10 protein-coding genes and 1 pseudogene are annotated in these 11522 nt (G+C 69.7%); 2 read left to right on the top strand and 9 right to left on the bottom strand.

What is annotated here, in order from left to right; translation table 11 throughout:
* Positions 1–189 precede the first annotated feature (189 nt).
* From BGP17_RS18215 to BGP17_RS18195, 5 genes are all read right to left on the bottom strand, one after another.
* Positions 190–1260, bottom strand: coding sequence for a glycosyltransferase family 2 protein (locus BGP17_RS18215; protein ID WP_167298235.1), 1071 nt, complete (start codon positions 1258–1260; stop codon positions 190–192).
* On the bottom strand, positions 1257–3719 hold the full coding sequence (locus tag BGP17_RS18210; protein WP_286713018.1) for a DegT/DnrJ/EryC1/StrS family aminotransferase: 2463 nt from the start codon (positions 3717–3719) through the stop codon (positions 1257–1259). Before BGP17_RS18210 ends, BGP17_RS18215 begins: the two co-directional genes overlap by 4 nt.
* 51 nt (positions 3720–3770) lie before the next feature.
* On the bottom strand, positions 3771–4229 hold the full coding sequence (locus BGP17_RS18205; RefSeq protein ID WP_286713017.1) for a YaiI/YqxD family protein: 459 nt from the start codon (positions 4227–4229) through the stop codon (positions 3771–3773).
* Positions 4226–5926 (bottom strand): DEAD/DEAH box helicase, encoded by a 1701-nt coding sequence (locus BGP17_RS18200; RefSeq protein ID WP_286713016.1) that lies wholly within the window; start codon positions 5924–5926, stop codon positions 4226–4228. Before BGP17_RS18200 ends, BGP17_RS18205 begins: the two co-directional genes overlap by 4 nt.
* 277 nt (positions 5927–6203) lie before the next feature.
* Positions 6204–7049, bottom strand: a complete 846-nt coding sequence (locus tag BGP17_RS18195; protein ID WP_286713015.1) for an NAD(P)H-binding protein — start codon at positions 7047–7049, stop codon at positions 6204–6206.
* Positions 7050–7129: 80 nt separating this feature from the next.
* Between BGP17_RS18195 and BGP17_RS18190 the strand changes: the two are divergent.
* Positions 7130–7423: pseudogene (locus BGP17_RS18190) on the top strand (winged helix-turn-helix transcriptional regulator); the annotation flags it as partial.
* On the opposite strand, the gene BGP17_RS18185 reads toward BGP17_RS18190, so the two are convergent.
* The 4 genes from BGP17_RS18185 to BGP17_RS18170 all read right to left on the bottom strand — a co-directional run bounded on the left by BGP17_RS18185 (position 7375) and on the right by BGP17_RS18170 (position 10977).
* Positions 7375–8988: a methyl-accepting chemotaxis protein gene (locus BGP17_RS18185; RefSeq protein ID WP_286713014.1), complete on the bottom strand. Its 1614-nt coding sequence runs from the start codon at positions 8986–8988 to the stop codon at positions 7375–7377. The pseudogene BGP17_RS18190 and the gene BGP17_RS18185 overlap by 49 nt on opposite strands.
* Before the next feature lie 248 nt (positions 8989–9236).
* Complete coding sequence (locus BGP17_RS18180) at positions 9237–10400, bottom strand: BaiN/RdsA family NAD(P)/FAD-dependent oxidoreductase (protein WP_286713012.1); 1164 nt, start codon at positions 10398–10400, stop codon at positions 9237–9239.
* A 53-nt stretch (positions 10401–10453) separates the two neighbouring features.
* On the bottom strand, positions 10454–10633 hold the full coding sequence (locus BGP17_RS18175) for a hypothetical protein (RefSeq protein WP_137862246.1): 180 nt from the start codon (positions 10631–10633) through the stop codon (positions 10454–10456).
* 86 nt (positions 10634–10719) lie between these two features.
* Complete coding sequence (locus tag BGP17_RS18170; protein WP_086128965.1) at positions 10720–10977, bottom strand: SWIB/MDM2 domain-containing protein; 258 nt, start codon at positions 10975–10977, stop codon at positions 10720–10722.
* Between the two features lie 262 nt (positions 10978–11239).
* On the opposite strand from BGP17_RS18170, the gene BGP17_RS18165 reads away from it, so the two are divergent.
* Positions 11240–11485, top strand: a complete 246-nt coding sequence (locus BGP17_RS18165; protein WP_286713010.1) for a hypothetical protein — start codon at positions 11240–11242, stop codon at positions 11483–11485.
* Positions 11486–11522 lie beyond the last annotated feature (37 nt).

The raw sequence follows: 11522 nt of genomic DNA, 5'->3' as shown, positions 1-11522 counted from the left end.
TCCTCTCACCGATCCGACTCGGCGGTCCGCCAGCGGCGGGACCGGCACATTGCGCTTGCGATGTCGGATCCGGCCGCCCTTCTCGCCCGTCGCCGGGGCGGGAATATTCTCCAGCATGGTGACTGTGCGGGGAGGGCAAGGAGTGCCCCATACCCTGAGCGTCGCCGACTTCCGCGCTCCGGAGCTGCCCTACAGCGCCACGCCGAGCCCGCGTCCGATCGCCCGCACCCGGCCGATCAGCGGCGAGATCAGCCGATCCGGGTCCTTGGCTGGCAGGCTCACGCTCTCGGGCAGCACGCCCATCGCTTCGCGCAGCGTCACCGCGCCCTGGCGGAGCGCGGGGCGGGCGACCAGCCACCAGAGGCGGGCATGTTCGCCATCCACTTCGATCCGCTCCTGCCGGGTGAGCGGCGTGCGAGCGACATGGTCGGCATGGAGCGTGGCAAGGATGCGCGAGAGGCGGCTCAGCGTGCCGAGGTCGGGCACCGGCTCGCGCGCCATGAAATAGCGCACCACCAGCTCGGCATTGGCCTGCACCGCATCGGGTTCGAACACGCCGGCATAGCGCCCGGCGAGCACGCGCGCGGCGCTGGCGGCCATCATCTCGGCATAGCGTTTCGAGGCGCCGCCGGGATGGCAGCGATAGAGAAGCTGGGCCGCGTCGAGCCGGGCGATCTGCCCGAAGCGGCCGAGCCGGTGATAGAGGTCGAAATCCTCGGCGTAGCGCACCTGCGGGCGCTCGAACGGCTCGAGCAGCCGCGCGGCCTCCGCGCGGAACATGACGGTGGACCAGACCAGCGGGTTCTGGGTGAGGAGCAGCCAGTCGATGGTCGCCGGGGTGAGCGGTCGATCGCCCGGCCAGGGCGTGAGACGGCCGTCCTCGAGCAGTTCGGCCGCGGTGGCGACGAGCACGGTGCCGGGATTGGCGTCGAGATGGGCGACCTGCGCGGCGAAGCGGCCGGGCTTGCACAGATCGTCCTGGTCGAGCCCGGCGATGTAGCGCCCACGCGCCGCGGCGAAGGCCTGGTTGCGGGCGAGGACGGGGCCGCCATTGGCCTCGGCATGGAGGATGGTGATGCGCGGATCGGCGAAGCTGGCGAGCAGGGCGCGGGTGTCGTCGGTCGAGCAGTCGTCGACGATCACCAGCTCCCAGTCGGCAAAGTCCTGCGCCAGCACGGAGTCGATCGTCGCGCCGATCCATGGCGCACCGTTATAGGCCGGCATGATGACCGAGATTGCGGGGGCGGGCAGGCCGTTCATGCGGCGAGACTCACGGCCTGGCCGAGCAGCTGGTCGACGATCAGCTGGCCGACATCGTTCTGCCATTGCCACAGGCCGTTGGCCTTGCCCTTGAAGCTCTTCTCGCCGCCCAGCCGGCCTTCGGGGACGAAGCCGGCGGCGAGGCCGATGCCATAGGCGCCGGGCAGCGGCTGCCCCTCCGCGTCGCTGACGCGGCAGAGCTGGTCGGCCAGGCGCGGGCGGCCCGGCGCATGGGCGGCAAGGGCGATGCGCTGGCCTGCCGCGTCGAGCAGCGGCAGGGCGTGCGGGCGATAGCCGAGCGCGGCGACGATGACATCGGCTTCGGCAAGGATGCGGGCGGCGTCGGAATCCGGGCCGGCGAGCCGGTGGAGCCGGACGCGCGGATCGGGGGTGCGGCCGCCGATGCGGAGCATGCGCAGCACCAGCTCGCGCGCTTCGAGCCGGAAGCCGGCCAGGCGATAGACGAAACCCGAAAGCGGGCAGATGTCGTCGGGGCCGAAATCGGTGAAGCCGTCGGCATGGGCAGCCTCGGCATTGGGATACCAGGGGCGCAGCGCCTCGCGATGGAGCAGGCTCAGGCTCTCGGCGCCGAACGGGATGTCGGATTTGAGGAGGAGGACCGCGGAGGCGATCGCCGAGGTGGATGCGCCGATGATCGCGATGCGTGGCGCCCGGCTATGGGCGATGCGGGCGCGCAGCCGCTCCATGCCGCCCGTGCGCAGCATGTCGTCGCACAGCATCAGCCGTTCGCCGGCCTGCTCGCCCAGTTGCGCGCCGGCGACGGTGGCGGCGGCAATGTCGCTGGCCGACTGATAGCCGCCGGTGGCAAGGACGATGTTCTCGGAGAGCAGTTCGTGTTGCGCCCCGCTGGCGAGGTCGCGGATGCGGGTCTGCCACAGTCCGGCGGCGGTGCGGCGGCTGTCGAGCACTTCATGGCCGGTGTGCACGCGGCCGCCGCTCTCGGCCAGGATCGCGCCGACGCGCTGGCCCATCGCTTCGAGGAAGGGGCCGGTGCGATGGAGGGGGACGCCGAGCTTGCCGGCATAGCGGGCGATCTCGCGGGCGGCGGGGTGATCGATCAGCGCGGCGATGCCCGGTTCGGGATTGTCCTTCACTGCACTGAGGAAGGTCTCGGCCGTGCTGTCCGAGGTGATGGCGTAGTTGGGCAGCTGGCCGCCGCCGAGGCTCGGCCCGCGCTCGATCACGGCGAGGCCGGCGCCGAGTTCGCGCAGCTTGCCTCGCTTGCTCGCCGAGATGAGGAAGGCGATGCCGGCCGGGCCGCCGCCGACCAGGACCGTGGAAAGAATCCGGGGCTGCGGGGCGGGGACGACGATGTGCGGCTTGCGGAGCGCGGCATGGAGGGCGCCACAGACAGTGGCGACATCGGCTTCGGTCATGGCGTCGGTGACCGGAAGCGAGAGCATCCGGGCGGCGAGATCGTCTGCAACAGGCGTGGGATACAGCAGGCTCTCGCGCTGGAAATAGGGCTGCTGGGCGAGGTGCGGTGCGAAATAATGGCCGCTGCCGATGCCCTTGCCGGCGAGCTCCGCGATCACCGCGGCACGGTCGATGCCCCGGGGCAGGAGCATCGGCATGAACTGTGCGACCTGGCGGACGGCGCTGGTCGCCTGCAGCGTGACGGCGTCGCCGAGACAGGCGCGATAGGCGCGGTCGAGCGCGGCGCGATGCTCGGCAACCGCGTCGATTTCGTCGAGCTTGGCGAGCGCGAGCAGGCCAAGCACTTCAGGCAGCTTGGCGTTGGTGCCCGGCTCGGTCGCCGAGCGGGGGAGGCCGAAGCCGAAATTGTGCATGCGGCGAAGCGCATCGATCCGCTCGGCATCGGCGCTATAGATGAGCCCGCCCTCGGCCGTCGCGAAGGTCTTGGTCGCGTGCATCGAGAAGACGGCGGCGAAAGGGGCGCCGGTGCCGAAGCCGCGGCCGGCGGCGTCGATGCTGCCGAGCGAGGCGGCGCCATCGACCACGACGCCGACGTCATGCTGTTCCGAAAGCCGGGCGTAGCGGGCCAGATCGATGCAGGTGCCGAAGGTGTCGTAGGGGACGAGCACCGCGATCTCGCCGGCATGGCGGGCGAGCATAGCCTCCTCGGCCTCCGCGCCTGCCGCCCAGTCGGTGGGGGCGCTGTCGATGAGGATCGGCGTCAGCCCGGCCCAGATGGCGGCATGCGCGGTGGCGGCGAACGTGAAGCTCGGGATCAGGGCGTATTTGCCCCTGCGGCCTTCCGCCGCCTGGCGGATCGCCAGGATCAGGCCGATCGTGGCGTTGTTGACCGCCAGCGCGGCGCCCTGGCCGCCGAACAGTTCCGCGACTGCGCGGCTCTCGAATTCACGGACGACGGGGCCGCCATTGCTGTAGACGCCGCGTGCCTCGATGGATCGCAGCGCCTCGGTCAGCTTGCTCAGCCGCGGTGGCCGCGGTGCGATCAGCGGAAATTCGTGCATGTCCCCGGCAAGGTCCCTCATCCCGATGCCGAAACTATGCGCGATGGTCTCCTAATATTGCGTAAGGGCCCGCTTCAGCGCCACCAGCTCGCGATCGAGCGCCTGGAGAAAGGCCGAGCGGTCGGCGGGGGAGAAGGGTCGGGGGCCACCGATCTGGTCGCCGCCGGCGCGCAGATCGGCCATGATCGCCCGGGTCGCGATCGCCGCGCCGATGGAGCTGGTGGTGAACGGCTTGCCGTTCGGGGCCAGCACCTTCGATCCCGCCTTGAGTGCGCGGTCGGCCAGCAGGATATCGGCAGTGATCACCACCGTGTCCGCGCCAGCCCGTTCGGCGATCCAGTCGTCGGCGGCATCGAAGCCGTCGCTCACTACCTGGCGGCTGACGAGCGGGTGCTGGGGCACGCGTAGCCAGGCATTGCTCACGATCACCACCGGCACCGCGTGCCGCCAGGCGACCTTGTAGACCTCGTCCTTCACCGGGCAGGCATCGGCGTCGACGAGGACCCTCACCTGGGCGCGTGACCCCGGGGCGGGCCCTTGCGGTGCGGCTTGGCCTGATAGTTGGGACGGTTCGGGCCGTTGCGCTGCGGCCGGGCGCCCTGCACCGGGCCTTCCGACGGCTCGATGCGGACATCGTCGTCACCCTCGGCGGAACGGGCGACGGCGCTGAGGAACTTGGCCGCGAGCGCCCGCGGTATCTGGAAGGCGGTTTCGTTCGGCCCGATCCGGATCGCGCCCACTTCGGCCTTGGTGATGTGGCCGCGGCGGCAGATCAGCGGCAATATCCAGCGCGGATCGGCGTTCTGGCGGCGGCCGATATCCATGCGGAACCAGGCGACGTCGTCGAAGCCGGGGCGGTGCTGGCCGGCCTGGCGCTCCTCGCGCCTGTCCGAATGGCTGCGGTCGCTGAGTTCCTCGGGCGCGGGCAGCGCGGCGCGATGGGCGCGCACCAGCGCGGCGGCGAGTTCCTCGGGGCTGCGCTCGGCGAGCAGGCGCTCGGCGATGGCGGCATCCTCTTCCTCGATCTCCACGGGTGCGAGCAGCGCGGCGATCAGCCGCTCGCGATCCTGCGCGCGGATCGCCTCGGCGCTCGGCACCTCGACCCATTCGACCGGGATGCGCGCGCCCTTGAGCATCATCTCCACGCGGCGCCGGCGCGGATAGGGGACGATGAGCACCGCGGTGCCCTTCTTGCCGGCGCGGCCGGTGCGACCCGAGCGGTGCTGGAGCGTCTCGGCATCGCGCGGCAGCTCGACATGCACCACCAGAGTGAGCGTGGGCAGGTCGATGCCGCGCGCCGCCACGTCGGTGGCGACGCAGACGCGCGCGCGCTGGTCGCGCAGCGCCTGGAGCGCGTGGTTGCGCTCGTTCTGGCTATGCTCGCCCGACAGCGCCACGGCGGCGAAACCGCGCTCGACCAGGCTGGCATGGAGATGGCGGACATTGTCGCGCGTCGCGCAGAACAGGATCGCCGTCTCCGCCTCGTGGAAGCGCAGCAGGTTGATCACCGCATGCTCGATGTCCGAGGGGCTGACGGTCATCGCCTGATAGCTGATGTCGCCATGGCCGCGATCCTCGCCCACGGTCGAGATGCGCAGCGCGTCCTTCTGGTAGCGCCTGGCGAGCGCCACGATCGGCTTGGGCATGGTCGCCGAGAAGAGCAGGGTGCGGCGCGTCTCGGGCGTGCCGTCGAGGATCGCCTCCAGATCGTCGCGAAAGCCCATGTCGAGCATCTCGTCGGCTTCGTCGAGCACCACCGCGCGCAGCGCCGAGAGATCGAGCGCACCGCGTTCGAGATGGTCGCGCAGGCGGCCCGGGGTGCCGACGACGACATGGGCGCCATAGCTCAGCTGGCGGCGTTCCTTCGAGGCGTCCATCCCGCCCACGCAGGTGGCGATGCGCGCGCCGGTGGGGCCGTAGAGCCAGATGAGCTCGCGGCTCACCTGGAGCGCCAGCTCGCGGGTAGGGGCGATGATCAGTGCATGCGGCTCGCGGGTCGGCTCGATGCGGCCATCCTCGCCGAGCAGTTCGGGATGCATGGCGAGGCCGAAGGCGACGGTCTTGCCCGATCCCGTCTGGGCGGAAACGATGAGGTCGCGGCCCGCGGCCTCGGGAGCGATGACGGCGGCCTGGACGGCCGTGGGCGCGGCATAACCACGCGCTGCGAGCGCTTCGGCGAGAAGCGCAGGAAGATCGGCAAATGACATGAGGCCCCGCACATGGGCTCGCCGGGCCCGCATCGCAAGGGAAAAGAGGGTTGATCTCCGGCGGCGTCCTATTGTGTCGTTCAACCGCGTGGTTGAGCAACTAAATGGCGGATTTCGCCGGATCTCGGTTGCGGCTCGTAAATTCGTTGCGGCGAAAACATTGCCTTCGCTGAATCGTCCGCACGTGCGTGGAGCATCGGCGAAGGCACCGGAGTCGGGATTGTCTCGCCGACATTGCCGGTCTTTGCTCCCCTCCCGAAGAGGGGAGCAAACGCGGTCAGCCGATCAGTGCCCGCACGCCGTCCGCCAGGCCGGTGGTAGGCCGGCCGATCAGCTGCGAGAGCTGGCGGCCGTCGTCGAACAGCGCGCCGTTCGCGATATCGATGTCCCAGGCGGCGAGCATTTCGGCGAAGGGCGCGGGGACGCCCGCGCCGGCGAGCGCGGCGGCATAATCGGCCTGGGCAAGGTCATGATAGGGAATGGCGCGGCCGGCCTGGCGCGAGACTTCGGCGGCGAGCCCGGCAAGGGTGAAAATGGTGTCGCCGGCCAGCTCATAGGTCTTGCCGTCATGTCCGGTGCCGAGCAGCACCGCGACTGCGGCGTCGGCATAGTCCGCGCGGGACGCGGCGGCGATGCGGCCTTCCCCGGCGGCACCGATCAGCGTGCCGTGCGCCAGGGCACCCTGTACCGAGGCGGCATAGTTTTCGAGATACCAGCCGTTGCGCAGGAAGGTGTGCGGGATGCCGGAGGCGGCGATCGCCCGCTCGGTCTCGGCGTGCTCTATGCCCAGGCTCAGCGGCGTGGTGTCGGCCCGCAACAGGCTGGTATAGACGATGCGGCCGACGCCGGCTTGCCGGGCCGCCGCGACGATTGCCGCATGCTGCGGCGCGCGCTTGCCGACTTCGCTCGACGAGATGAGCAGCAACGCGTCGACGCCGGCGAGCGCGGGAGCGAGCGCCTCCGGCCGGTCATAGTCGAAGCGGCGCGCCTCGACGCCGAGATCGCCGGCCCTTTCCGGATTGCGGGCGAGCGCGACGATCTCGCTGGCGGGCAGCTTCTCCTTGAGCTTTTCGACGACGATGCGGCCGAGCTGGCCGGTGGCTCCGGTGATGGCGATGGTCATTGGATCCGTTCCTTCCTTGGGGACGGACATCCAGATATTGACCTTGCTTACTAATCGTAAGTACATACATAGACGTAAGTATGGAAAATCCTGTCGAACCCTTCTCGGTCCGCGTGCGGCGCGGCGACCTGATGTCGCCCGATTGCCCTTCGCGCGAGGTGCTGCGGCACCTGACCAGCCAATGGGGCGTGCTGATCCTGATCGCGCTGGAAGGCGGCACGCATCGCTTCAGCGAACTGCGCCGCAAGGTGGGCGGGGTGAGCGAGCGGATGCTGGCGCAGACGCTGCAATGGCTGGAGGGTGACGGACTGGTCGATCGCGTCGCCTATCCGGTGGTGCCGCCGCACGTCGAATACAGCCTGACGCCGATGGGGCGCGAGGCTGCGGCGCATGTGCGCGGCCTGGCCGATTGGATCGAGGCGAGCATGCCCCGTATCGCGCAGCGGCGCGGGGCGCGGCTGGCGGCGGAATAGTCCCTGCGACCGAGCGAGGGCGGCGGGCGGGTCTCGTCGCCGGACGATGTGGGGCCGGCAGCTGCGAGGGCGCCGGGTGCGGGCGCCCTCGCGGCTGGATCAGAAGCTCGCCCAATCCTTGGCGGGCGCTGCCGGCGCCAGCCTGGCGGGCACGCCGCCGGTACGCGGCTTCGGCTGCGCCCGGGGACGCGCAGGCCGGCGCGCGGCGAGGCGCCGACGTCGAACTTCGCCGCTTGTTCGCCGAGCGCGCCGACTTCGCCGGTGAGCTTGCGCGCCGCCGCCGAGGTCTGCTCGACCATCGCGGCATTCTGCTGGGTGCCGCGATCCATGTCGCCGATCGCGGTGCTGATCTGGGTGATCGCGGCCGCCTGGGCCTGATTGTCGCCGGCCATCTGGCCGAGCAGCGCATGGACCTCGCCCACATCGCCCGAAATGTCGGCGAGCGCGCCGTCGACCTTGCGGACCATCCCGACGGCGGTGCCGATATCGGCCTGGGTGGCGGTCAGCTGGTCGCGGGCGCGACCGGCCTCTTCCTCCGCCCGCATCGCCAGCGCCGAGACCAGGTCGGCGACCACCGCGAAGCCGCGTCCCGCCTCGCCGGCGCGGCCTGCTTCCACCGCGGCGTTCATCGCCAGCACCCGCGTCTGGAAGGCGATCTTGTCCAGGCCCTCGATCACGCTGTCGATGCCCTTGGCGCTGTCGCTGACGCGAGTCATCGCCTGCACCGCCTCGTCGGCGATCGCGCGGCCGCCCGATACGGTCGAGATCGCGTCGTCGGCGCGCGCGACGGTGCGGCCGGCGGCTTCGGCTGTGGTCTTGAGCCGCACGTCCATCTGGCCGACCGCGGCCGAGGTCTCCTCCAGGCTGGCGGCATTGGCTTCGGTGCGACGGGCGAGATCCTCCGCGGCCTGGGCGATCTCGCTCGAGCCGGTCTGGATCGTCGCGGCGCTTTCCATCACCGCGCCGATCAGGCCGCGCAATGCGGCGAGCGCGTCGTTGAAGTTGGTCTTCAGCTCGGCATAGCCCGTGGGGAAGCCCTCACCGATCTCGGCGGTGAGGTCGCCGCGGGTAAGACGCGCAAGGCTGGCGCCGAGATGGGTGACCGCGATCGACTGTTCCTCGGCCTGGCGGGCCTGTTCGAATGCGTTGTCGCGAAAAACCCCCATCGCCTTGGTCATGCGGCCGACGCAGTCCTGATAGTCGCCGAACAGGATCGGGCTGGCGAGGTCACCGGCGGCGAGCGCTTCCATGCGGACCACGGTGGAGACATAGGGGTCGGCGATCGCGGCGCGATAGCGGGCGCACTGGATCGCGGCGCCGCCGATCAGCAGCACCGAGATCGGCACCGCCGCCAGAGGCGGCGCGAGGAAGGCGACGAGCGCGATCAGCGCCATGACGCCGATCAGCGAGCCGAAGGCGACGTACAGCTTGAGACGGATAGGCGCGATGGCCTGGAACCAGTGCATCGAGAATCCTCCTACACGGCCTCCGGGCGATACGGCCCGGGAAGCCAGTTGCTCGGCCGGCCGCGCGGGAAGCGGGATCGGACAAGCCCTTTGTAGGAGACACATGATGGAAACATTATTTTGCCTGTGAAATTCGGCATGGGGAGTGTTGTAATATTTCCGATCTGGTCGATAGGATCATGCGTCGCGCGACGGGTGTGCCAGGAAATCATGTCCGGGCGGGTTTCCGGCAGCGCCTGAACCGGACCCTAGAGCGCGAGCCCCGCGGCGCGGCCGCTCGCCCAGGCCCATTGGAAATTGTAGCCGCCGAGCCAGCCGGTTACGTCCACTGCTTCGCCGATCGCGTAGAGGCCGGGCACCTTGCGGGCTTCCATCGTCTGCGAGCTGAGTTCCGCGGTGCTGATGCCGCCGATGGTGACTTCGGCTTTCGCAAAGCCTTCGGTGCCGCCGGGCGCGAAGCGCCAGTCGGCGAGGCGGCGGGCCGCGTCCTCGAGCTTGCGATCGGGCGTGTTGGCGAGTTCGGCGGGCAGGGCGAGCTTCTCGGCCAGCGCCTCGGCCAGGCGCGTGGGCAGCGCCTCGCCGAGCAGCTTGCGCAGGGTGGCGCGGGGGCGGGCGCGCTTGGCGGCGGGCAGCCAGCCGGGCCCGGCATCCGGCAGGAAATCGATGCCGATGCTCTCGCCGTGGCGCCAATAGCTCGAGATCTGGAGGATCGCGGGCCCGGACAGGCCGCGATGGGTGAACAGCGCGGCCTCGCGGAAGCGTGCCTTGCCGGCGCTGGCGGTGACTTCGGTCGAGACGCCCGAAAGCTCGCGGAACAGCGCTTCCTCGCCGCTCAGCGTGAGCGGGACGAGGGCGGGGCGAGGCTCGACGACCTTGAGGCCGAAGCGGCGGGCGAAGTCATAGGCGAAGCCGGTCGCCCCCAGCTTGGGGATCGAGGGGCCGCCGGTGGCGAGCACCAGCGCGGGCGCCGTGGCGATGCGCCTGCCGCAGGCGATTTGCCAGCGGGCATCGGCGTGCTCGACCCGCGGCGCGTCGCCCAGCCAGATCTCCACCTGGCCGCGGGCGCATTCGTCGAGCAGCAACTCGACGATCTGGCGCGCGGAGCCGTCGCAGAAGAGCTGGCCCAGCGTCTTCTCGTGCCAGGCGATGCGGTGACGCTCGACCAGGTCGAGGAAATCCTGCGCGGTGTAGCGGCCGAGCGCGGACTTCATGAAATGCGGGTTCTGCGAGAGGTAGCGATCGGGCGCGGTGCCGAGATTGGTGAAGTTGCAGCGGCCACCGCCCGAGATCAGGATCTTCTTGCCCGGCGCATCGGCATGATCGACGAGGAGCACGCGCTTGCCCCGCTGGCCGGCGGTGAGCGCACACATGAGCCCCGCGGCGCCGGCTCCCAGGATGATCGCGTCGTACATTGCGGCGGGCCTAGCAGGTGTTCGGCCTGCGGCAAGCGGCAGCGCTCCCCGGGCTAGTGCAGCTTGGCGATGCTGAGCCCGTCCAGCTTCGCGCGCTCCTTCACCGATTCCTCGCTGCGGGTGAGCGCCTTGGCAATGGCCTTCAGCGCCATGCCCTTCTTTGCCAGCGTGTGGAGCTTCTGGACTTCGTCGGGGCGCCAGGGCTGGCGATGGCGTTCGAAACGTTCGGCCATTGGTATCTCCTGAAGCAAAAGGGCGGGCTCCCTCGGGAACCCGCCCTTCGCATGTTCAGCGGCAGGGCCCCATGGCCCCGGCCGGCTTACTTGACGTGCTTCGCGATGTGCTTGTTCATCTCGAACATCGTCACCTTGTCGGTGCCGAAGATCGGACGCAGCGTGTCATCGGCGAGGATCTCGCGCTTGTTCGCCGGGTTCTGCAGGTTGTTCTTCTTGATATAGTCCCACAGCTTGCTGACGACTTCGCTGCGCGGAAGGTCCGCGGAGCCGGTGATCTTGGCCAGCTCGGGCGAAGGGGTCACCGGCTTGGCGATACCGCCGCGTGCTTTGGTCTCGGCCATAAAGTCTTCTCCTGTTCCTGCCCTGGACGGGCTATGCCTTCGTGGGCGCCAGCGGCGTGTGCGAACCCTTTCGCCGCTTTTCGTGCCTACGATGTACCGCGGTGAGAGCATTCGTCCTCACCTGCAACCCTTTGATCGTGACAAAACGCGTCTGTCTAGAGAGCAGATGCGCCGAGACGGGCTCCGAGAGCGATATTTCGGGGATAACTGGGGTTAAACGGCCGGTAGGAGAGGGGAATTTGCCGTGCTATCGTGCGATTTCATGGCGAAAGGGGAGAGCGGGATGCGCGGTCTGGTGCTCGGCGGGTTGCTGATTCTGGCGGGCTGCGGCGGCGGCGGAACCACCGGCACCAACTATTCCGATCCGCCGCCCATGGCCGAGATCGTCGCCACGCCGAGCCCGAGGCCGAGCGAGACGCCCGAACCGGTGGTGGCGAGCAACAATGTTACGGATGAGGCTCCCGCGGCGACGGAAAACGAAAATACGGCAGCGACAAACGCAATGTAAGGTGGACAAGGCCGCGCGGGCTTGTCTAAGGGGAGCC

Source organism: Sphingomonas sp. 67-41 (genome assembly GCF_001899725.1).
In the GTDB taxonomy this organism is placed as follows: domain Bacteria; phylum Pseudomonadota; class Alphaproteobacteria; order Sphingomonadales; family Sphingomonadaceae; genus Sphingomonas; species Sphingomonas leidyi.
The sequence above is the reverse complement of the archived record's forward strand: the minus strand, read 5'-3'. Positions and strand labels throughout refer to the sequence as shown.

What these genes read in the sequence shown, in the direction of transcription:
- BGP17_RS18215 (WP_167298235.1), bottom strand. Translation starts at nt 1,260, where the DNA reads ATGAACGGCCTGCCCGCCCCCGCAATCTCGGTCATCATGCCGGCCTAT.
- BGP17_RS18210 (WP_286713018.1), bottom strand. Translation starts at nt 3,719, where the DNA reads ATGCACGAATTTCCGCTGATCGCACCGCGGCCACCGCGGCTGAGCAAG.
- BGP17_RS18200 (WP_286713016.1), bottom strand. Translation starts at nt 5,926, where the DNA reads ATGTCATTTGCCGATCTTCCTGCGCTTCTCGCCGAAGCGCTCGCAGCG.
- BGP17_RS18195 (WP_286713015.1), bottom strand. Translation starts at nt 7,049, where the DNA reads ATGACCATCGCCATCACCGGAGCCACCGGCCAGCTCGGCCGCATCGTC.
- BGP17_RS18185 (WP_286713014.1), bottom strand. Translation starts at nt 8,988, where the DNA reads ATGCACTGGTTCCAGGCCATCGCGCCTATCCGTCTCAAGCTGTACGTC.
- BGP17_RS18180 (WP_286713012.1), bottom strand. Translation starts at nt 10,400, where the DNA reads ATGTACGACGCGATCATCCTGGGAGCCGGCGCCGCGGGGCTCATGTGT.
- BGP17_RS18175 (WP_137862246.1), bottom strand. Translation starts at nt 10,633, where the DNA reads ATGGCCGAACGTTTCGAACGCCATCGCCAGCCCTGGCGCCCCGACGAA.
- BGP17_RS18170 (WP_086128965.1), bottom strand. Translation starts at nt 10,977, where the DNA reads ATGGCCGAGACCAAAGCACGCGGCGGTATCGCCAAGCCGGTGACCCCT.
- BGP17_RS18165 (WP_286713010.1), top strand. Translation starts at nt 11,240, where the DNA reads ATGGCGAAAGGGGAGAGCGGGATGCGCGGTCTGGTGCTCGGCGGGTTG.